General features: G+C 68.8%; 21 protein-coding genes. 5 read left to right on the forward strand and 16 right to left on the reverse strand.

The window, feature by feature from the left end; all coding sequences use genetic code 11:
- Positions 1-29: 29 nt before the first annotated feature.
- Positions 30-1,010, reverse strand: coding sequence for a tRNA 2-thiolation protein NcsA (ncsA, locus tag C469_RS06135; RefSeq protein WP_008004804.1), 981 nt, complete (start codon positions 1,008-1,010; stop codon positions 30-32).
- Between the two features lie 620 nt (positions 1,011-1,630).
- Here ncsA and C469_RS06140 point away from each other — a divergent pair.
- Complete coding sequence (locus C469_RS06140) at positions 1,631-2,149, forward strand: DUF4442 domain-containing protein (RefSeq protein WP_008004805.1); 519 nt, start codon at positions 1,631-1,633, stop codon at positions 2,147-2,149.
- A 10-nt stretch (positions 2,150-2,159) separates the two neighbouring features.
- Here the strand turns inward: C469_RS06140 and C469_RS06145 are convergent, their stop codons facing one another.
- The 4 genes from C469_RS06145 to C469_RS06160 form a co-directional block, all read right to left on the reverse strand.
- Positions 2,160-2,939: a response regulator gene (locus C469_RS06145; RefSeq protein WP_008004806.1), complete on the reverse strand. Its 780-nt coding sequence runs from the start codon at positions 2,937-2,939 to the stop codon at positions 2,160-2,162.
- A 74-nt stretch (positions 2,940-3,013) separates the two neighbouring features.
- A complete protein-coding gene (locus tag C469_RS06150; RefSeq protein WP_008004807.1) occupies positions 3,014-3,970 on the reverse strand; it encodes an alpha/beta fold hydrolase in 957 nt (318 codons plus the stop codon).
- 69 nt (positions 3,971-4,039) lie between these two features.
- The gene (gene meaB, locus C469_RS06155) at positions 4,040-5,125 is read right to left on the reverse strand and encodes a methylmalonyl Co-A mutase-associated GTPase MeaB (RefSeq protein ID WP_008004808.1); all 1,086 of its coding nucleotides are present in this window, start codon (positions 5,123-5,125) and stop codon (positions 4,040-4,042) included.
- The gene (locus C469_RS06160; RefSeq protein WP_008004809.1) at positions 5,126-5,545 is read right to left on the reverse strand and encodes a cobalamin B12-binding domain-containing protein; all 420 of its coding nucleotides are present in this window, start codon (positions 5,543-5,545) and stop codon (positions 5,126-5,128) included.
- A gap of 122 nt (positions 5,546-5,667) precedes the next feature.
- Here C469_RS06160 and C469_RS06165 point away from each other — a divergent pair, with 122 nt between their 5' ends.
- From C469_RS06165 to C469_RS06175, 3 genes are all read left to right on the forward strand, one after another.
- Positions 5,668-6,567, forward strand: a complete 900-nt coding sequence (locus tag C469_RS06165) for a VOC family protein (RefSeq protein ID WP_008004810.1) — start codon at positions 5,668-5,670, stop codon at positions 6,565-6,567.
- A 311-nt stretch (positions 6,568-6,878) separates the two neighbouring features.
- A complete protein-coding gene (locus tag C469_RS06170; RefSeq protein WP_008004814.1) occupies positions 6,879-7,940 on the forward strand; it encodes a hypothetical protein in 1,062 nt (353 codons plus the stop codon).
- Positions 7,941-8,735, forward strand: a complete 795-nt coding sequence (locus C469_RS06175; RefSeq protein ID WP_008004817.1) for a hypothetical protein — start codon at positions 7,941-7,943, stop codon at positions 8,733-8,735. It abuts the gene before it with no gap.
- Between the two features lie 56 nt (positions 8,736-8,791).
- On the opposite strand, the gene C469_RS06180 is transcribed toward C469_RS06175, so the two are convergent.
- The 8 genes from C469_RS06180 to C469_RS06215 form a co-directional block, all read right to left on the reverse strand.
- Complete coding sequence (locus C469_RS06180) at positions 8,792-9,844, reverse strand: sodium:calcium antiporter (RefSeq protein ID WP_008004819.1); 1,053 nt, start codon at positions 9,842-9,844, stop codon at positions 8,792-8,794.
- 223 nt (positions 9,845-10,067) lie between these two features.
- Entirely contained in the window at positions 10,068-10,454 is a 387-nt protein-coding gene (locus tag C469_RS06185; RefSeq protein WP_008004821.1) for a hypothetical protein, read from the reverse strand.
- Between the two features lie 95 nt (positions 10,455-10,549).
- Entirely contained in the window at positions 10,550-11,050 is a 501-nt protein-coding gene (locus C469_RS06190) for an arsenate-mycothiol transferase ArsC (RefSeq protein WP_008004823.1), read from the reverse strand.
- Between the two features lie 37 nt (positions 11,051-11,087).
- Positions 11,088-11,804 carry a phosphate signaling complex protein PhoU gene (gene phoU, locus C469_RS06195; RefSeq protein ID WP_008004825.1) on the reverse strand — a complete coding sequence of 239 codons (717 nt, stop codon included), beginning with the start codon at positions 11,802-11,804 and terminating at the stop codon, positions 11,088-11,090.
- Positions 11,805-12,713 carry a phosphate ABC transporter ATP-binding protein PstB gene (gene pstB / locus C469_RS06200; RefSeq protein ID WP_241429987.1) on the reverse strand — a complete coding sequence of 303 codons (909 nt, stop codon included), beginning with the start codon at positions 12,711-12,713 and terminating at the stop codon, positions 11,805-11,807.
- Positions 12,714-12,748: 35 nt separating this feature from the next.
- Positions 12,749-14,386 carry a phosphate ABC transporter permease PstA gene (pstA, locus tag C469_RS06205; RefSeq protein WP_049911085.1) on the reverse strand — a complete coding sequence of 546 codons (1,638 nt, stop codon included), beginning with the start codon at positions 14,384-14,386 and terminating at the stop codon, positions 12,749-12,751.
- Positions 14,387-14,426: 40 nt separating this feature from the next.
- The gene (gene pstC / locus C469_RS06210) at positions 14,427-15,359 is read right to left on the reverse strand and encodes a phosphate ABC transporter permease subunit PstC (protein ID WP_008004831.1); all 933 of its coding nucleotides are present in this window, start codon (positions 15,357-15,359) and stop codon (positions 14,427-14,429) included.
- A gap of 78 nt (positions 15,360-15,437) precedes the next feature.
- Entirely contained in the window at positions 15,438-16,478 is a 1,041-nt protein-coding gene (locus tag C469_RS06215) for a PstS family phosphate ABC transporter substrate-binding protein (RefSeq protein ID WP_008004834.1), read from the reverse strand.
- A 178-nt stretch (positions 16,479-16,656) separates the two neighbouring features.
- On the opposite strand from C469_RS06215, the gene C469_RS06220 reads away from it, so the two are divergent.
- The gene (locus tag C469_RS06220; protein WP_008004836.1) at positions 16,657-16,965 is read left to right on the forward strand and encodes a DUF7853 family protein; all 309 of its coding nucleotides are present in this window, start codon (positions 16,657-16,659) and stop codon (positions 16,963-16,965) included.
- Between the two features lie 19 nt (positions 16,966-16,984).
- Here the strand turns inward: C469_RS06220 and C469_RS06225 are convergent, their stop codons facing one another.
- From C469_RS06225 to C469_RS06235, 3 genes are all read right to left on the reverse strand, one after another.
- Positions 16,985-19,222 (reverse strand): heterodisulfide reductase-related iron-sulfur binding cluster, encoded by a 2,238-nt coding sequence (locus C469_RS06225; protein WP_008004837.1) that lies wholly within the window; start codon positions 19,220-19,222, stop codon positions 16,985-16,987.
- Positions 19,223-19,355: 133 nt separating this feature from the next.
- Positions 19,356-20,069: an energy-coupling factor transporter transmembrane component T family protein gene (locus tag C469_RS06230; protein WP_008004838.1), complete on the reverse strand. Its 714-nt coding sequence runs from the start codon at positions 20,067-20,069 to the stop codon at positions 19,356-19,358.
- On the reverse strand, positions 20,066-20,830 hold the full coding sequence (locus tag C469_RS06235; protein ID WP_008004839.1) for an energy-coupling factor ABC transporter ATP-binding protein: 765 nt from the start codon (positions 20,828-20,830) through the stop codon (positions 20,066-20,068). The genes C469_RS06230 and C469_RS06235 overlap by 4 nt, the downstream gene beginning before the upstream one ends.
- Positions 20,831-20,859 lie beyond the last annotated feature (29 nt).

The following is a 20,859-nucleotide window of genomic DNA, read 5'->3' on the forward strand; positions in this document are numbered from 1 at the left end:
CGCCGACCGGCCGGCCCACACCACCCGACTCAGACCGCCTCGATCGACTCGAGCAGCCGGCACTTCCGGCAGACGTCGCGGCTCGTCTTCGAGCCGCAGCGCTCGCACTCGCCGAGGTCGGGCGAGTCGGCGGCGGCGTCGCCGCCCTCGCGGTACGTCTCTGCGGCGAGCGCGGAGAGCTCCTCGTACCCGGCCATGATCGAGTGGCGGGCGCCGGGGTGGTTCTCCTCTAACTCGTGGATCGTCGACTGGATCTCGCCGCGGTACGCCTCGGAGGAGTGGGGGCACTCGGCCATGTGCGTCGGGAGGTCGCGGACGTGACAGTAGAGGGCGATCTCCTTCTCGGGCACGTCCCGGAGCGGCTTCGCGCGCGGGACGAACGCGTCGGTCCCCTCGCGCTCGTCGAAGGGGCCGAGCGAGGCGTCGAAGTGTTTCGCCACCTGTCGCACGTCGCCCTCGAGGAAGTTCATCATCGCCGTCTGGGCCTCGTCGTCGAGGTTGTGGCCGGTGAGCAGCTTGTCGGCGTCGAACTCGGCGGCGTACTTCTCGAGGAGGTCCCGCCGGAACACGCCGCAGTACGCGCAGGCGGCCATGTTCTCCGGGTCGCTCTCGACCACGTCGTCCATCCGCACGTCGAACTCCTCCTCGTAGGAGACGACCTCGTGGCGGAGCGAGAGGTCCTCCGCGAGCTCGACGCAGGCGTCGAGGCTCTCGTCGCGGTACCCCTCGATCCCCTCGTGGATCGTCAGTGCGAGCATCTCGACGCGGGGGTCCTTTCCGAACACGTCGTCGAGGATCTGCGTCAGCGCGACGCTGTCTTTCCCGCCCGACAGCCCGATCACCCAGCGGTCGGGGTCGTTCGGCGTCGCGTCCGGATCGAGGAGGGAGTCCTCGCGGACGCGACGTTTCACGCGCTTCTCGACCGACTGGCGGAGGTGGTCGCCACAGAGGTGCGCCCCGGAGTAGGCGGCGTGGTGGATCGCGTCGTCGCCGCACCTGTCACACTCCATCGGTGTCGGGTTGCGGTCGCGCGCGGATACCCGTTTCGGGCCGAGACGACGTGAGAGCGGTAGCGAGGCGGGGCGTATTCTCCGTGACAACCGCCACACCTCCGGCCGTTCGTTTATAAACGGTTGTCTGTAGACCGGTGCCGAATGCGTGATCGGTGGCTCTGTGGTGAACACCTCCAAAGCCCCAGGCGCTCACTTATAAACGGTCGGCAGCGAATCGACGGCGAACACCTCCAAAGCCCCAGGCGGGAGGCGGGCGCACGCTCGTTTCGCGCTTCAGTCGCTCACTTCGTTCGCTCCCTCCAGTGCTTACGTCGCCTGCGCCCGCCTCCCACCTGCCCCTTTGAGTCCCACCCCGCACCGCCCCGCACCTCACGCCTCCCCAGCCTCGTCACCGGACTGCGTCCGGTTGCAAGCGAGAGCTCCGCTCTCGCCCTGTCGGTCGCCCTCCGCGTTGCTCCGGACGACCGACTCCCTCGCGCGTGCGACTCGCGCCCTACGGGCGCTCGTCGGCGCGCGCCGACCGCGGTCGGTATAAATAATCGTCCGACGTCGACAACTCCGGACGCGTTGTCGCCGGTTCCGACACGGGTTTGCCCGCGGCGCCGTCTCCTGTTGGTGTGACCGACTCTCCGACCGGCGTCGACCGCGATCCCGACCCGCGTCCCCTCCGCGAGGACCCGCCGGCAGAGAGCCTCCGCACCCGGCTGTGGCGGCACGGGTTCAACCTCCTGCCCGCCTACCGCGGCACCGGCGCTCGAGTGGACCACATCGGCGCGGACTGGCGCTACGTCCGGGTCCGGGTCCCGTTCAACTGGCGGACGCGCAACGCGATCGGCACGATCTTCGGCGGGAGCCTCTACGGCGCGATCGACCCGGTGTATCTGACGATGCTCCGCCGAGTCCTCGGCGACGGGTTCACCGTCTGGGACAAGTCGGCCGCGATCGAGTTCCTCGAGCCCGGCCGCGACACGCTGTACGCGGAGTTCGCGCTCACCGACGCAGCGATCGAGACGCTCCGCGAGGAGCTGGACCCGGGCGAGTCGACCGACCGCGAGTACCTCGTCTCGCTGGTCGACGGCGACGGGACGGTCCACGCGGCCTGCGAGAAGACGCTGTACGTCCGTCGAGACGAGTGACAGAGATCGCTCAGTCGCCCGCGCGCGCTTCCGACGCGACCTCCTCGAACTCCGAGACGGAGATGACGAGCCGGTCGTCGCTCGTCGTCGTCACCATCTTCGACTCCGCGAAGGTGGACCCGTCGGCGCGGAGCCCGGTGCTCGTCCCGGTCCACCGCTCGCCCCCCATCACCGCCGGGATGATGTGCGTGCGGATGTGCTCGACCTCCTCGGTCGGGTGGAGCCGCTGCCAGCGCTCCCCGACGAGCTCGTCCGGTTCGTAGCCGTACAGCTCGCCGTACTCCTCGCCCACGAACTCGAACGTCCCGTCGGGCGCCACGGTGCAGAGTCCGTCGAGCGCCACGTCGCGGGACGGGTCGATCCCCGACTCTCGGTCCGCGTCCGACTCGAAGCGCCCGCCGTCGCCCTCGACCGCGTGCTCGACCCGGCGCAGCAGCGCGGTGTACCCGTCGACGCCGCCGCGCTTCGTGACGTAGTCGCTGACGCCCGCGCGGACCATCTCGGCCGCGATGGCGTCGGGCTCGGTCGCGGAAAAGAGGAGGAACGGGAGGTTTGGGTCGTGCTCCCTGGCCGCGGAGAGCAGCTCGACGCCCGTCCGGCCGGGCATGTCGTAGTCGCTGACCACGCAGTCGAACGGCTCGCGTTCGATCCGGTCGAGCGCGGCCTCGGGATCCGTCTCCGTGGCGGTCTCGCAGTCGATCTCGTCGTCGCGTTCGAGGTACGCCGCGACCAGCTCGGCGAGGCCCGGCTCGTCGTCGACGCAGAGCACTCGAAGCGGTGCGTCCGTCATACCCGCCGCTCGGCGCCGTCCGGATATACCGTTTCCCTCCCGATGCTCAGAACTGATACCGACCGGTCACGCGGTCACGCCGTCGCGCCCGCGACGAGGGACTCCTCGACGGTCTCGACGAACCGCTCCGGGTGTTCGACGTGCGGCAGCAGCTTGGCGCGGTCGAAGACGACGAGGCGGGCGCCGGAGGCGTCGGCGAGCTCGCGGCCGTCGGCCAGCGGGCTCACCTCGGCCTCGCGGCCCCAGACGATCGTCGGCGCCGCGTCCATCGACGCGAACGCGGCCGCGAGGTCGAGGTCGCTGTTGAGGTACCCCGAGACGAACGACGCGGGCGCGAACCGGGCGTTCTCGACGTGGGCCGTCCGCCACTCGTAGTCGGTCCACTCGTCGCTCGGGGCCGCCGGGTCGTCGTAGCCGTGGTCGGCGTTGAAGTACCGGATCGACGGTTTCGAGGCGATGACGTTGAACAGCGCGTCGCCGACGAGCGGCGCCCGGATCAGCTCTCGCAGCCACGACTTCGGCGGGCTCGGCCCGGCGACGGTCGTCGGACAGACGCCGACGAACCCGCGGACTTCGATGCCGTCCGCCGCCGAGTCGGCGGTGTCGACCGCCGCGGCCGCGTACGCCGCCGAGAGCGACGAGGCGACGACGGCGGGCCGATCGAAGTCGGCGAGGAAGTCGCGAACGAAGTCCTCGTACAGCGCCGCGGAGTAGCGCAGCGGCGGGCGGTCGGACCGGCCGAACCCCGGAAGGTCGGGGGCGACGACGTGGTGTTCGGCGGCCAGGTCGTCGAACACCTCGCGCCACTCGCCCGCGGAGCCGGCGGCGTTGACGCCGTGGAGGCACACGAGATCCGGGTCGTCGGGGTCGCCGGCCTCGGTGTACGCCACGTTCATGCCGCGCCAGCGGAACGTGCCGTCGTCGCCGTCGAGCGGCGATTCCAACTCCCCTTCGTACCGGAGGCCGGTGTTGAGCGCGGCGAGCGCGCCGACGCCGAGGAGGGCACTCCCGGCGACCTTGGTGAGCTTCATGGAAACCTGTTGGTCCGCTGGCGACTTATATCACGTGGGAGCGCGAGCGGTCCGAGCGACCGTATCGCGTCACAGTTCGCCGTCGTCGACGCAGTCCGCGATGGGCTCGACGATCTCCGCGGCGAGGCTGTACGGGTCCGTCTCCCGCCGCCGGACCGAGTCGGCGAGCGCGTCGATCCCGCCCCGGCGCTCGATCTCCGCGGTCGCGAGCGCCCCCACGTCCGAGCGGACCAGCGTGCGGATCTCCTCGGCGTACCGTCGACGCTTCGTCGACTCGATCGCGCCCGACTCCCGGAGGTGGGTCGCGTGGGCGTCGAACGTCTCGATCAGCTCCGCGACCCCTTCACCGGTGTTCGCGACGGTTCGGAGCACGTCGGGGGTCCACACGGTCTCGTCACCCTCCCCGTCCCCGTCTGTCCCGTCGTCCGGGTGGTCCGGGACCTCGAACCCGTGATGTCCTCCGTCGAGTCCCTTCGTCGGGCTCTCGCGCCGGTGGACCATCTCCTCCAGCTCGGCGAGGGTGCGCTCCGCGCCGTCCATGTCGGCCTTGTTGACGACGAACACGTCGCCGATCTCCAGGATCCCGGCTTTCAGCGTCTGCACGTCGTCGCCCGAGCCTGGCTGGACGAGCACCGCGACGGTGTCCGCGGTGCGGACCACGTCGACCTCGTTCTGCCCGGCGCCGACCGTCTCGATGATGACCGCGTCTTTCCCGAAGGCGTCGAGCGCCTTCACGGCGTCCGCGGTCGCCATCGACAGGCCGCCGAGCTGGCCGCGCGCGCTCATCGACCGGAAGAACACGTCCATGTCGCCGACGTTCGACGCCATCCGGATCCGGTCGCCGAGCACCGCGCCGCCGGTGTACGGCGAGGAGGGGTCGACCGCGACCACGCCGACGGTGTCGCCGCGGTCGCGGTAGGCCGCGGCGAGCTTGTCGACGAGCGTCGACTTCCCGGCGCCGGGCGCCCCGGTGATCCCGATCACGTCCGCGCCGCCGGTGTGCTCGTGGAGCGCGGCGACGATCCCGCGGTAGCCGGCGGCGCGGTTCTCGATCCGCGTGATGACGCGCGCGAGCGCCCGGTGGCTCCCGGCGAGGAGGTCCTCCACGAGCGCGGCGTCGCCGTCGCTGAGCGCGGTTGCGTCCGACCGGCCCATCTACGCTCGCTCCGGGAGGTTGTTCCGGATGAACTCGATCGTCTCCTCCATCGGGGTCCCGGGACCGAACACCTCGGCGACGCCGAGTTCCTTGAGCTCCGCCTCGTCGTCGTCGGGGATGATCCCGCCGACCAACACGAGGGTGTCCTCGAACGCGTCGTACTCCTTGAGCCCCTCGATCACCTTCGGGACGAGCGTGTTGTGCGCCCCGGAGAGGATAGAGATGCCGAGCACGTCCACGTCCTCCTGGACCGCCGCCTGCACGATCTCCTCGGGCGCGCGATGGAGCCCGGAGTAGACCACTTCGAAGCCGGCGTCCCGGAACGCCCGCGCGATCACGTGTGCTCCCCGATCGTGGCCGTCGAGTCCGACCTTCGCGACCAGACAGCGGACGGCCCGCGTCTCCTGTTCGGCGCTCATACCCGGCCCTCCGTCGCGTGACCGTTTGATTCTAACGGAAGTTCAGGAGAGTTCGGCCGAGAGCGTCCGGGCGCCCCTCCGGGACCGACGCGTTGAACGCGGCGGCCGTGGTATCGAACGGCATGAACACCGACGCCTCACGAGACGCCCCCGACGACCGCCTCCCCGCCGGGACGCGGATCGGTCGCGCCGCGCTCCGGATCGTGGACCTCGACGAGACGACCGCGTTCTACCGCGACGTGGTCGGCCTCGGGGTCCTCGACCGCGACGGCGACCGAGCGGTCCTCGGCGTCGACGGGACGCCCCTGCTCGTCTTAGAGCGCGACCCCGACCGCCCGGACCGGGGCCGGACCGACGCCGGGCTCTTCCACACCGCGTTCCGGGTCCCGTCCCGCGCCGCGCTCGGCGAGGCGCTGGTTCGCGTGCGGGACCGGTGGCGGCTCGACGGCCCCTCAGACCACCTCGTCAGCGAGGCGCTGTACCTCGACGACCCGGAGGGGAACGGCGTCGAGATCTACCGCGACCGCCCCCGCGAGGAGTGGCCGGTCGCCGACGACGGGACGGTCCGGATGGCGACCGAGCCGCTCGACGTGCAGGGCGTCGCCGCGGCCGCGGGAGGGGCGAGCGCCGGCCTCGTCGACGACGCCCCGTCCGGCACCGACGTGGGTCACGTGCACCTCGAAGTCACGTCGCTGTCGGCGTTCGAGGCGGTGTACGTCGACGGGATCGGCTTCGAGGTCGGCATGACCGGGCCGAACGTCCGGTTCGTCGCGGCGGGCGGCTACCACCACCACCTCGGCGCGAACACCTGGCGGGGCCGGACGACGCCGGCCGCGGGTCGAGGGATCGCGTGGTTCGAGGTCGTGGTCCCGGACGCGGCCGCCGTGGAAGCGGTGCGAGACCGGCTCGACGCGGTCGCGGCCGACACCGATGTCGATGTCGGCGTCGAGGTGCGGGAGGACGGTATCGCGATCACCGACGACGACGGTATCGAAGTGCACGTTCGGCCGGAATTCGCGTAGGGGTTGCAACGCCGGGAGTGCGAGCGGTTCGGACGTGGGTGTCGAAGCGCGTGGCAGCGGTGCAGTACGGAACACCGCGAGCGGACGCAGCGGGCTGATAAACGGTCACCGCCGCAGACGTTCCGCGATAGAAATATGACCGCAACAAGTAATTATAAATTTTAATATCATTATCAGACGGTATGTCAGACGCCGTCGAACACGGAGCGCCTACAGACGAAACGGTGTCCGAAAGTCCAGGGCTCCTTTCGCAGCTGAAAGTCACACTTCAGCGAGACGCGACGAAAGACCGGATCCGATTTATCGTTTTAGTGTATATTACCGTCGCGACGGCCGCGTCGGTCCAGTACGCCGGGCTCCTTCTGATCGTCAACTCACAGCTTCCCGCGGGGGGAGCGGCGATTCTCACTCAGTACGTCTTGCTACCCGTCTTCGCCTCGGGGATTCTGGCGGTCGGCCTCGGGTTACACGTGGGAAAACGTTCCGAGAACGAGATGGGTGCCGTCGCCGCGTCGGGGATCGGGACGTATCTCGGCTACATCGGCTTCGTTCTGGCGACGGTCGTCGCGACGCGGGTCGTCGGCAGCGACTTCATCAGCTCGGCCCTCGGACTGACGACCGAAGGCCTCCTCTCCGAACTCGTCTTCGTTGGACTCGGCATCGGGTTCGTCGGTGCGGGAACGGGGTACCTGGGGTTCCGGTCCAAACGGGCGACCGACCGGACAGACGTCGACGGAGAGACGGAAGCTAGGGCCGTCGCCGGCCCGGACGAGCCGACGGCCGACGTAGCGACGGATGGTGGCGAGAACGACCCCGGCTCCCGTCTCTTCGGCGGGCTGTTTGAGGCCTTCACGGGGCCGTCACCCGCGCGGACCACGTGGATGACCGTCTACGCCTTCGCGCTCGTCGGCGTCGGGTACGGGATATCGACGGTGGCGTTAACTGTCGGAGCGACCGGGTTCGTCCCGATTCTTATTTCGCTGAGTGCGAGTTACGCCATCGTCTTTTCAGCGCCACTGCTCGCGGCGTACTTCGGATCGCAGGTCGGACGGTCGACCTCGACGACCCGAGCCGTTTCGATCGGCTTCGTCGGCGGCGGGCTCGGATTCGTCGCGATGGTTCTCGCGATGGTCGTCATCGGCTCGTTCGGGCCCGACGCCGGGTTGTTGAACAACCTCTCCAGCTCGGTCGAACTCCTCCAGGGGAACGTCGGCGCCGCGAGCAGCGTCTTCGCTCAGGGGATCGAAACCGTGTTCGGGGCCGTTCCCCGTGGATACGAAATCTCTCGGATCCTCCTGCTCGGAGGGGTCGGTAGCGCGCTCGCGGGAGCAGTCGCGGCGTTCGCCGCGCAGGACGATCGGGGGTGGGTCTGAATGGCCGACGACGCCCCCTCCACCGACACGCCACGTCCCGAGCGGGACGACGACGAGAGCCCACGGAGCGGTCCGGACGCCCGCGATGGCGCCGACGACGCGAGCGACGGCGCGGCCGTCCCGAGCGAGACGGCCGGCCGGTTCGCGTCCAACGACCGCGTCGACGACGGCGTCGAAGCGCTCGAAGAGCCGGACGTTCGCCGGGCGGTTATCGGGAACGCGGGCACGTTCGCGGGGGCGGGAATCGGGCTCGGCTGTATCGTCCTCGTTTCCCTCTTTCGGCTCGTCGGCGCCGAATTCACCGATCCCGAATCGATCGTGGGTAGCGTGTTCGCGGTCTCGGAGGTGTATCTCGTGCTCACTGCGGTCGCCGCCGTCGGCGTCACGAATTACGTCCTGCTTGCAGGTCTCATCGGTATCGACTCGGGCGGACGGTTCGACACCGATGCCCACGCGATGACCGCAGCTGGCGTCGGCTCCGCGATCGGCGCCTGCATCCTGCTCGTCGCGTTGGCGATCGCGACGGCCATCGGGTTCCTCGCGCTGAGTTCGGTCACACCGCCGCTCGAAGAGCTCAGCAGAATGGCGGACCTCGCCCGCAGCACCGGCGGGCTCTCCGGCGTGGGAGCCGCCGGTCCCGGGGGCGCCGAGGCCTCCGGAGAGACCGGGCTCTCGGCGCTAGAAGTCCTCGGTGCGCTGCTTTCGCTCGTAGTCACTGGTGCCGTGATCGCGGCACTCGCCGGCGTCACCGGCAGCGTCACCGCGTACGTCACGAGGCGGTACGGACTGGCCTGACCGCCGTCCGTCGCCGCCGATATTCTCGCCCGCTCGCCGCCGTCCTCGCCGACCGGTCATCCGACGATCGTCCGGAGCGTCGACTCCGTTAGGAGCGCGGTGATTCCCAGCGCCTCGGTCGTCATCCAGCCGAGGAAGAGGACGTACATCGCGAGGAGGACGTATCCCTCCTCGGTGGTGAGCTCGAAGTCCGTCGCGGCCAACACCACGACGACGAGAGTGGTGTAAAACAGGAACAACATGAGCGGCACGGACGTGAGGAATCCGATCGAGACGCCGCCGGCGAGGATGACGCCGATCGGCAGCGCCGCGACGAGGTTGAACGTGTTCGTCCCGAAGACGTTCGCGACCGCCGCCCGCTTGTCGCCGGCCTTGCCCATCTTCACGCCGACGAGCAGGTCTGGGAACGAGCTCAGCACCGACAGCACCGTCACGGAGACGAGGAACGACGGCGCGTCGAGCGCGTCCGAGATCTGTACCGTCATGGTCACCATCGACTCGACGCCGACGAGCACGACGGCCAGTCCGGCCGCGAACAGTCCGACCTGTTTGGGAACGTTCGTCGACTCGGTCCGCTTCAGGTCCGACGCGCCGCTCTTGCCGCCGGCGAGCAAGATGACGTACACGCCGTACAGCACCAACAGGCCGACGCCCATCTGCGGGGTGATCCGCGCGAGCTCCCGCCCGTCGGTCCCGAGGACGCCGAGCGCGATCACGCCGAAGAGGCCGAGGACGGCAACCACGTAGAAGATGGCGTCGCGGTAGACGATCCCCCGCGTCGTCTCCGTGTCGCCGCTCGTGATGGCGACGGCGGCCGGGATAACCAAGATGTTGAACACCGCCGTCCCGATGAGCGCCCCGGCGCCGACGCCGAAGTCGCCGAGCACGAGCACCGAGATGACGATGATCGCGAGCTCGGGGAACGACGTCGCGGCTGCGACGATGAGCCCGCCCTGGACCGCCTGCGAGACGCCGAAGTGGTCGCTGATCTTCGAGGTCGTCGACTCGATGACGTTCGCGCCCTTCCAGGTCAGCAGGAACCCGATCGCGCCCAACACGATCCAGACGACGAGCGACTGGTCTCCGATGAGTTCCTGCAGTACAGTCACGCGTATACCGAGGCTTCGGAGCGGATTATGATTTTTGGAGGCGTCGTCGACGAGCGAGAGGGCGAGACCGTCGCGACGGACGCCGACGGTATCGGAGTTCGCGTCCGGACCGAGTGGAGAAGAGCGGCGGTCGGAGTTCCGCTCGCGGGGTCGTCACCGTTCGGGAGCCGCGCCGTTACGGATAATCGAGGAGAAAGCCCCGTGCTTCAGCGCGGGGAGGATGTCAAGCCGGGACCGGCTCGGGGTCGCTCTCGACCCGTAGGTCAGCCAGCGCCTCGACGTCCGCCCGTCGCGTCGCCTCGTCGTCGTCGAACCCGTACCGTTCGAGGGAGGCGGCCCTCCCCGTCCGCAGCGCCTCGCCGCTCGTCTGGAGCGCGGCCCGGACTCCGTCGGTCGCCCGCTCGTTGATGACGGTCGCTCGGTCTCTGTCGGGGTCGATCCCGATGCGGAGCTCGGCGAGCGGTCCCAGGTCGTCGTCCCGCTCCGCGGCGTCCACGACGCCGTGGAACCAGCGGGCGGCGAGGCGTTCGCTCGGCAGAATGATATGTCCGGTATCGCGATCGAAGCTCGTGTTATGGCGCCGAATGCGGCGCTCTAGCGTTTCGTTCATGTGTACCTGAGTAGGGCCTCTGTTCCGTTAAATGTGTGCTTCCAGGGGCTGTATCCGCCGATATTAATCATGTACGTTCAGCGCGACGGGAGCCCCTACTCGCCGTCGTGCTCGCCGAACCGCTCGTCGAAGAGGGCGACCACGCGGCGCTCGATCTCGTCGCGGATCGGACGGACCTCCTCGATCGGGCGCTCGCCCGGGTCGTCGAGGTCCCAGTCGTCGGTGTCGACGCCGTCCAACTCCAACGTCGAACAGCCCATCGTCGCGACGAAATCGGACGCGGCGAGCGTCTCGTCGGCGATCTCGCGAGGGGTCCGCCCGCCCACGTCGAGCCCGACCTCCGCGAGCGCCTCGACGACCACGCCGTGAACGCTGTCCGCGGGCATCGTGCCGCCCGTCACGATCTCGACGCGGTCGCCGAGCCCGCGCCGGTCCCGCTCGCGCTCCGCGAAGGCGGTCGCCATCTGGCTCCGCCCGGCGTTGCGGACGCACATGAACGTGAGCGTGGTCGTCTCGTCGGCCGTCTCCGATTCGCCGGCCGTCTCCGGTTCGTCGGCTGTCTCCGGCTCGTCCGTCGTGTCGGTGGGTGTCGTCATCGTGGATCTGTGGGTGTCGTCTCGCCGCCGCCCGCCTTCAGTAGATCAGCTCGTCGTCGTTCTCGACCATGTAGAGGGTGCGCGCCGCCACGTTGACCGCGTGGTCGGCGACGCGTTCGAGGTCGCGCACCGCGAGCAGCGCGCGAGACACCTCGTCGAGCGAGGCCTCAAGCGCCTCCGCGTCGGCCTCGGCGTCGGTCGCGCCCCGGCCCTCGGTGGCCTCCTCGTTGCGGGCGCGGTCCGCCTCCAGCAGCTCGCGGACGACCGCCTCGCTCGCCTGCCGGCACCGCTCGTCGAAGTCGTCGTCGCGGGCCGCGATCTCGCGGCACGCCTCCGCGTCGCCCGCCTCGTAGGCCGCGACCGCGTCGGCGACCATCTGCCCGGCGTCCTCGCCCAGCTCGCGGAACTCGACGGCGGGGTGGACCCCCCCGTCGGGACCGCCGTAGCCGGCGAGGTTGGTCGCCAGGTCGGCGACGCGTTCGAGGTCGGTGATCACCTTGAACGAGGCGGTCACTAACCGGAGGTCGCCCGCGACGGGCTGTTGGAGCGCGAGCAGCTCCGTACAGTCGTCCTCCAGACCGAGGTACGTCTCGTTCACCTCGTGGTCGCCCTCGATCACCTCCCGCGCGAGCTCGTCGTCGCCGGTCGCCGCCGCCTCGATCGCCGCGTCGTACCGCTCGCCCACCAGCTCGCCCATCGCGACGACGTCGTCCCGGAGCTGGTCGAGCTTCTCCTGGTAGTTCTCTCGGGGCATCTATCCGAACTTCCCCGTGATGTAGTCCTCGACGCGCTGCTCCTCCGGGTCCTCGAAGATCTTGGTCGTGTCGTCGTACTCGACGAGCCGACCGCCGGTGAGGAACACGGCGGTCCGGTCGGAGATGCGCGCCGCCTGCTGCATGTTGTGCGTGACGATGATGACGGTGTACTCCTCCGCGAGGTCGTCGATGAGGTCCTCGATCTTCGAGGCCGCGACGGGGTCGAGCGCCGAGGTCGGCTCGTCCATCAGGACCACCTCCGGGTCCGGCGCGATGGCGCGGGCGATACAGAGCCGCTGTTGCTGCCCGCCGGAGAGGTCGAGCCCCGAGGAGTCGAGCTGGTCTTTCACCTCGTCCCACAGCGCCGCGGACTTCAGCGCCTTCTCGACGCGCGCGTCGACGTCGCCGTCGTACCCCTGGATCTTCAGGCCGTACGCGACGTTGTCGCGGATCGACTTCGGGAACGGGTTCGGCGCCTGGAACACCATCCCGATCTTCCGCCGCAGGGCGACCGGGTCGACGTCGTCGTCGTACACGTTCTTGCCGCCGAACTCCACGTCGCCCTCGACGCGACAGACGTCGATCATATCGTTCATCCGATTGATCGTCCGGAGGAACGTCGACTTTCCGCAGCCCGAGGGGCCGATGAGCGCCGTGACGTCATGCTCGTATATATCCATCGAGACGCCGTCTAACGCCTGCTCGTCGCCGTAATAGACGTTGAGATCGCGGGTGGTGATCGCGGTCTCGGTCGACCGTGTTCGTACATCATCGTCGTCGTCCGGGACGGAGTGCGACGGCGAAACGTCGACGAGCTTTTCCGTTCCACCGTCCGCTTTCGCCGCGTCTGCTGTCGATTCTTGGTCGTCTTCCATCGGGACGCCGCCGTCGGTTTCGACTCGTTTCATGGTTCGATCGGTCGGGGTTTCGGTCGGGTTCATACTTACTGGGTTCGCTGCGTGCGGTTTCGAAGCACGATCGCCGCGGCGTTCATCGTCAGGAGGACCACCAGAAGCGTCACCACGCCCGCCGCGAGCACGCCGTAGCGGAACTCGGTGGTGATCTGCGTCGACCATGAGAGTATCTGCCTCGGCATCGCGCCGGTCCGACTCAGGAACGAATCGGGCGAGACGCGGACGCTCGCCGAGACGCCGATCATCAGCAGCGGGGCGGTCTCGCCGATGGCTCGGCCGAGTGCGAGAATCGTCCCGGTGAATATCCCGGCGAGCGACTCGGGAAGGACGACGTTGCGGACCGTCTGCCACTTGGTCGCACCCATCGCGTACGAGGCCTGGCGGCGGGAGTCGGGAACCGCTCGGATCGCTTCCTGTGTAGAGATGATGACGATCGGGAGGATGAGCAGACCGACGGTGAAACCGGCGACGACCGCCGTCCCGCGCCCCATCCCGATGAGGTTGATGAAGATCGCCAGCCCGAGGACACCGTACACGATCGAGGGGACGCCGGCGAGGTTGGAGATGTTGACCTGTATCAGTTCTATCACTGTACCGAGCCTCCCCTGCGATCGGGCGTACTCTTCGAGATAGACGGCCGCTCCGATCCCGACAGGGAACGCGGAGAGGACGATCACGATCATGATGAGCACCGAGCCGACGAGCGCCGGATAGATCCCCGCGTCAGCGGGGGTGGTGCTGGTGGAACTCGTCAGGAACTGCATGTCGAGCCACGTGTCGGGACCGGCAAACCCGAGCGTCTGGGCCGCAGTCAGGCCGACGAAGATGCCAGCGGCGACGACGATGGGGAACGCGAGCCCCGAGACGCCCTCGTCGTTTCGGACGACGTGTTCGACGTAGAGGACGAGCGCCCCGACGATCGGCGAGGCGAAAACGAGCCAGCTCGTCGGGTGGACGCCGAACACCGGCCCGACGACTACGCCAGCGAGCCCGCCGGCGACGGTGATTCCCGCGGCGATAGCACCGTCGCGGTCGGCGTCGCGAACGGCGCGGACGCGCCACCCGACGACCGCCGCGATCGGCAGTGTGAACGCGATCACCAACGAGAACAGCGCGTTCGGCAACACCGGCGACAGGCTCAGGAGGTCCCGGAGGCTCGGAAGCACCGTCGGAACGCCGACGACCGCGAGCAGCGGCACGACCACCGTCACCACGAGCCGTTCGACCGCGGCGTCGTGTCTCACCCGTGAGTGGGCCGTAACGAGACCGCCTGCGACAAGAATCGAGGCGGCCAACACGAACCACTCTTGCGGAGAGACGATGTGACGGAACAGCAGCCAGAGGCCGCCGGAAACGAGCGCCACGAAGATCGGAAGCCCGAGCGCCGTGTAGGCGACCTCTCCGGCGGATCGATCGCGTCGGTAGTAGTATCCAGCCAGCAGCACGACGGGGAGGACGACGGTCACTCCCATCGTCGCGAGCCAACTGGGATCGGCCGATAGCGGCCTGAGCGCGTCGTTCGCGACATACAGCAAGAAGACGAGCATCAAAAACAGCGTGAGCACTGTCGCTCCAAGACAGGTCCACTTGAAGACGCGTCCGCGGAGTCGACCGACCTCCTCCGTAGAGCCGAACCACGTAGTGGACGTCTGCGTTTCGCTGGCCATCAGTGGGTCACCTCCGCTCGGTGGGGGACGTGCTGATCGGTCATTGGTACTCCTCTCGGTACCGTGCGGCGATGCGGTTGCTTGCGAGGTTCATCAGGAACGTGATTACGAACAGCGAGAGACCGATCGCGAACATGCTGTAGTATTCGGGCGAGCCACCGGTCGCGTCGCTCGTAACGGCGTTGACCATCGAGGCGGTCATCGTCCGACCCGATCCGGCCAGACTGCCGAACGGATCGAACGGGTCGAAGAGACTCGTCCGGAGACCGCCGGCCATGACGACGATCATCGTCTCGCCGATCGCTCGCGACAGTGCGAGGATGTACGACGAGAAGATCCCCGAGACCGCCGCCGGAATGACGATTCCCGTCGAGACCTCGTACTTCGTCGCGCCGAGTCCGTAGCCCGCCTGCCGGAGCGAGTCCGGCACCGCGCTCATCGCATCCTCGGAGAGCGACGAGACCATCGGCACGATGAGGATACCGACCATGATCGAGGCGCTAAAGAGGTTGAACGTCCCGAGCGGGAGGCCGATGTCTCGCAGCCACGGCGTCAGATAGACCAATGCGAGATAGCCGTAGACGACCGTCGGAATCCCCGCGAGTATTTCGAGGGACGGTTTGATCACTGAGCGAACCTTCGGGCTCGCGTACTCAGAAAGGTAGACGGCGGCGGCCGTCCCGATCGGGATCGCGACCAGCGCGGAGACGACGGTGACGACCAGCGTCGAACTCACGAGCGGCCAGACGCCGTAATGGCCGTTCCTCGGCTCCCATTCGAGTCCGGTCAGAAAGTCAACGACAGTCGTTTCCTCGAATCCGAAGAACGTGATCGTGTCGTACGCGAGCGTGAACAGAATGCTCGCGGTCACGAATATGGTCAGCGCTGCGCAGGCGAACAGCAACACACCGACCATCTTCTCTTTGACGTCGCGGTCGGCTGCCGCGCGCGTCAACGCTGGTTCGCCGTTCATTGGTGTCTCATAGATAATTTCTGGTAGCCTTAATTCATTCGTGATCCGATAGCGGGGCCAACAGCGGTTCAGCTCCGGTTACGCGTACTCTTCGAGCGTCGAGAGATTCTCCTCGACCTGCTCCTCGTTGGACGGCACGTAGCCGACGTCGTCGGCGATCCAGTCCGCGTTGGAGTTCTCGAGGTAGTACTCGACGAACGAGTAGACCTGATCCTTCTCGCTGAGCGAGTCGGCGCTGGGGTAGATGAACAGCGGCCGAGCCATCGGGTAGTCGCCTGCAGAGGCGGCCTCGAGGCTCGGAGCGGAGGGCTCGTCGTCCGAGGTCTCGGCGATGTTGAGCGCCTTGAGGTCGTCCTCGTTCTCCTGGTAGTAGGCGAATCCGAAGTAACCGATCGAGTGTTCGTTGTTCGAGATCCCCTGAACGATCGTGTTGTCGTCCTCGGTCGGCTCGTAGTCGCTCCGGTGGTTGCCGGCTTCGCCGACGACGTTCTCGGTGAACCAGTCGAACGTCCCCGAGGTGTCGTCGGGGCCGTAGAGGTCGAACTCCTCGTCGGGCCAGTCTTCGTTGACGTCGGCCCACGTCTCGGCGGGGTCGTCGCCGTTCCAGATCTGCGCCAGCTCGTCGAAGGTCATGCTGTCGACCCAGTCGTTGTCGGGGCTGACCGCCACCGTCAGTGCGTCGCCCGCGATCCGGAACTCGACCGGTTCGACGTCGTTGCCGTCACAGCTCTCGATTTCTTCTTCCTTGATCGGACGGGACGCACCGTTGATGTCCGAATCGCCGGGACAGAAGTTGTTCGCGAAGCCACCACCGCTGCCGGTCGAGTCGACGGTCACGCTGACGTCCTCGTTCTCGTCCATGAACCGTTCCTGCATCTCTATGGAGACCGGGTAGACCGTACTCGACCCGGTGACGATGACCTCTCCGGAGAGGCCGTCGCCGCCGTCGCCGCCGTCGTCGCCGCCGAGACCGCCGTCGTCTCCGTCATTGCCGTCATCGCCGTCGCCGCCGTCGTTCGACGTGCATCCCGCGAGCGCGAGCGCCCCCATGCCGCCGAGCGCCGCGAGCGATTTCCGCCGCGTGATTCCCGCTGTGTCCGCGTCGTGGCTTGATGCCATCACCTGAATGAGAGCGTTTTCGATATAAGTAGTATGCTATGAGGGGTACGACCGACGCAGTATCGCTCCCCGGTGATATATACTCTATATAGATCGCTCGGCGACCGTCTCCTGCGGTTTGGCCACCGACGTGCGATTCGACCGTATTTTTAAGACCCTCCGTGCGAAGACCCGGACTATGACCCCACCGACGACCGGGGATTCGGTCCCGCTCTCGCTGTCGCACGAGGAGGCGTGGGTCGCCCACGCGGCGCTCCTCGACGCGGGCGAGGCCGCCGCCGCCGCCGGCGACGACGCGCCGCCGCAGTGTCGACCGCTCCGTCGAATCGAGCGCGACCGCCCGCTCGCGCCCCGCGAGGTCGTCCTCCTCCGCGACGCGCTGGTCGATTACCTCGGCGACGCGCCCGTGCGCGACCGGGCGCCGGGCCGGACCCTGCTGCGACGGGTCGACGACGCGGTCGAGTCGCGGTCGGCGTCGACACGCTGAGGCGCGCGCCGCGGGGCGGTTACGACCCCGTCGCCGCTGAGCCCGCTTCCACCGACCCCGCTTCCACCGACCCCGCTTCCACCGCCTCGATCAGCAGTTCCGCCACGTCGACGATCTCCACGTCGTCCTCGAAGTCCCCCGTCTTCCGCCCGTCCTCGAACATCGTCGTGCACATCGGACAGGCGACGACGAACTTCTCGATCGCCGCGCCCGCGTCGGTGTCCTCGACCGCCTCGCGGAGCCGCTCCTCGCTCGGTTTGACCGCCTCGTCGTGTTCGGTCCAGAGCCCGCCGCCGCCGCCGCCACAGCAGAACGAGTCCTCGCGCGAGCGCGGCATCTCGTGGAGGTCGGCGCCGGTCGCTCTGATTAGCTCGCGGGGCGCCTCGTACTCGTCGTTGTACCGGCCGAGGTGACAGGGGTCGTGGTAGGTGACGGTGTAGTCGAGCTCGTCGCCGGAGAGGCCGAGCCGCCCCTCGTCGACCAACCCCTCGACCACCTGCGTCCAGTGGAACACGCCGATCTCCTCGTCGGCGTTCCACGGCTCCTCGCGGTCGAACGGCATCATCGGGTCGTCCGCGAACTCCGCGAAGTCGACCTCGGGGTACTCGTTTTTGATGGTGTTGTACGAGTGCGGGTCCGTACAGACGATCGAGTCGAACTCGCAGTCCGCGAACGTCTCGACGTGGTGGCCGGCCAGCTCGAGGTAGAGGAACTCCTCGCCGATCCGACGGATGTCGTTGCCGTCGGTCTTCTCGTCGTCGAACAGGATTCCGAACGACACGTCCGCCTCGTCGAACAACCGGGCGAGCGCGCGGGCGACCTTCCTGTTCCGGTCGTCGAAGCTCGGGTAGTCGCCGACGTACCAGAGGAACTCCACCTCGCGCTCGCGGGCGTCCGGGACCTCCACGTCCCCGTCTAACTCGTCCGCCCAGTCGCCGCGGTTCGCTTGGGACTCGCCGAAGGTGTTCCCCTTCTGCATCACGTCCTGGAACACGCCCTGGAGGTTGGAGTCGACCGCCCCCTCGTCGACGAGCTGGCGGTTCATCTTCGTGAAGGCGGTGAGGTGTTCGATGTCGACGGGGCAGGCGTCCATGCAGGCCATACACGACATGCACGACTCCATCGACTCGCTGGCGATGACGCCGCCCTCGTCGGCGACGATTGGGACGGTGCCGCCGTCGCTGGCGGCGGAGCCGGTCACGCCGCCGTCGGTCGCCACCGCGCCGCTACCGCCCGACCCCGCCACCGGGTCGTCGCTCACGGACTCGCGGTACGCTTTCAGATCGAGGATCACGTCCCGCGGGTCGAGGTTGCGGCCGACCGTGTCCGCGGGGCAGGCGTCGGTGCACCGCCCGCACTTCGTGCAGGCGTCGCCGTCCATGAGCTCCTTCCAGGTGAAGTCGTCGAGCGACTCGGCGTTGGTGTGGTCGAGGTCGGCGGGGACGTTCGGGAGCCGCGCGCCCGCTTTCTCGTCGCGGGCGACGACGTTCGCGAACGAGGAGATCATGTGGAACGGCTTGGCGTACGGGATCCACGCGATGAAGGCGAACGCGAGCAGCGAGTGGCTCCACCAGACGACGCCGTAGATCGCCTCGGCGCCGCCGGGCGTCAGCCCGACCCACCGGAAGCCGGCAGCCATCGCCATGCCGACGAAGCTCACCGTCTCGTCGACGCGCGCGGGCTGGCCGACGATGCCGAGCGCCTGCACGACGAAGCCGCCGACGCCGAGCGCGAAGAGGGTCCAGACGAACGCGTCGTCCTCGAGCGAGGTGTGTTTCCCCCACAGCCGCCCCTCTCGGTTCCGGTAGCGACGGTACATGGCCATGCCGACGCCGACGACGAACAGCAGGCCGAACGCGTCAACCGTGAACTGGTAGGCCAGGTAGAAGTCGCCCACCCAGAACGACTCGCCCGCGAGCGGGCGGTACACGTCGATGTCGAACCCGAGGATGGTCGTCGCGACGAGGAGGGTGAGGAACCCCCACAGCACGAAGGTGTGCATCACGCCGGCGTACAGGTCGCGGTCGAACTGGTTCTCGTTCGAGAGCACCGTCTTCGTCGCCGCGACCGTCCGGGCGGGGAGGTCCGACAGCCGGTCACGGGGGTCCTCGCTCCCGCGGGCGTACGCCGTGAACCGGGCGTACACGCCGTACAGGAACACGAGGATCGCGACCGCGGCGAGCCAGTAGAACGCGGCCTTCCCGACGGGACCGATCGTCCAGAACGTCTCCCGGGTGGCCGCCTGCAGGGGAGTCATGATCGATCAGGCGGATACGGCGGGGTTAAAACTTGCCACAACGCGGGGCGCGTCGCCCGGGGTTTCCGAGAGGGGGGCGCCACGACCGCCGCACGACGGCTACGCGTTGGGCGCCGCGACCGCCGCTCGCCGACTACGCGAGAGTCGCCACGGCCGCCAGCGCCAACCCCCCGCCGACCGCGAGCGCCGGGTAGTCCGCGGGGCCGAGCGCGAGCCGCGGGAGCGTCGGGTTCCACGCGAAACACCGGGCGTTCAGCGCGGTCCCCAGCCGGTCGGCCCGCCCGAACGCCCGGTTGATCCCCGCGACGGCGACGAGCCGCACCCGTTCGCGGACCGGGAGCGCTCCGCCGCCGCGCGCCCGGACCGCCTCGCGCGCCGTCAGCAGGTCCCGCTTCAGGAGCGGGAGGAACCGGAACACGAGCGCGACGCCGGTCCCGAGGAACTGTCCCGGCTTGCCCGGAACCGCCCGCTGGATCGCCGCCCGCGACTCGCGGACCGGCGTCGACCGCACGTAGCCGGCGGCGACGACGAGGATCAGGAGGACCCGGTAGCTCGCGAGGCCCGTGGTCGCGGCGCGCTCGACCCGGAACCACGGCGGCCCGAGCGTCGCGCCGGCGACGAGCGGCGCGACGAGAAGCACCGGGAACGCGGCCCGGTAGGTCCACAGGTCGCGCGGGCCGCCGCCGGCGAGACGCAGGCAGGCGACGGCGAGGAGCGTGAGCGCGGCGAGCCCGCGGGGCGTCGTGTACGCGTACGCGGCCGCCGCGAACCCCGCCTGCACGAGGAGCTTCGACCGGGGGTCGAGCCGGTGGGCGAGCGAGTCGCCGGGGACGTACGAGAGGGTCACGGGCCGGAACCCGTGTTCGCGGACAGGCGGTCGAACCCCCCGGGCACCCGAACGCCGAGCCCCGGCAGCGTCTCGGTCGCCGCCCGGGGCGCGTCGTCGACGACGATCGCCCCCGTCGACAGCCCCACCACCCGGTCCGCGAGCCCGAGCACGTCCCGGAGGTCGTGGGTGACGACGATCACGCTGGTCCCGGTCGCGCGGAGGTCGCGCAGGCGGTCGAGCACCGACCTCCGTGCCGGTTCGTCGAGCCCGGTGAACGGCTCGTCCAGGACGAGATGGTCGGGCTCCATGGCGAGCGCGCCCGCGATCGCGACGCGCCCGCGCTCGCCGCCGGAGAGATTCGCGATCCGGTCGTCTCCGCGCCCGTCCATGTTCACCGCCGCGAGCGCGTCGTCGACCCGCCGGTCGATCTCCTCGTGCGCGAGCCCGAGGTTCTCCGGCCCGAACGCCACGTCGGCGCCGACGGTGGCGGCGACCAGCTGGTCGCGCGGGTCCTGGAACACCATCCCGACCGCGGTCCGGGCCGCGACGAGGTCGTCGCTCACGGGAGCGCCGTTGACCGCGACCGTCCCGGCGTCGGGCTCGACGAGCCCGTTGAACGTCCTGACGAGGGTCGTCTTCCCGGAGCCGTTGGCGCCGGCGACGATCAGGAACTCGCCGTCGGGGACCGACAGGGTCACGTCGTCGACCGCGACGACGCCGCCCGCCTCCCCGGTGGCCCCGCCGTCGAACCGGCACGTGACGCCGTCGACGTCGATCACGGCGCCACCGCGGAGTCGGTCACGGACCG

It is taken from the genome of Halorubrum lipolyticum DSM 21995 (assembly GCF_000337375.1).
Classification (GTDB): Archaea; Halobacteriota; Halobacteria; order Halobacteriales; family Haloferacaceae; genus Halorubrum; species Halorubrum lipolyticum.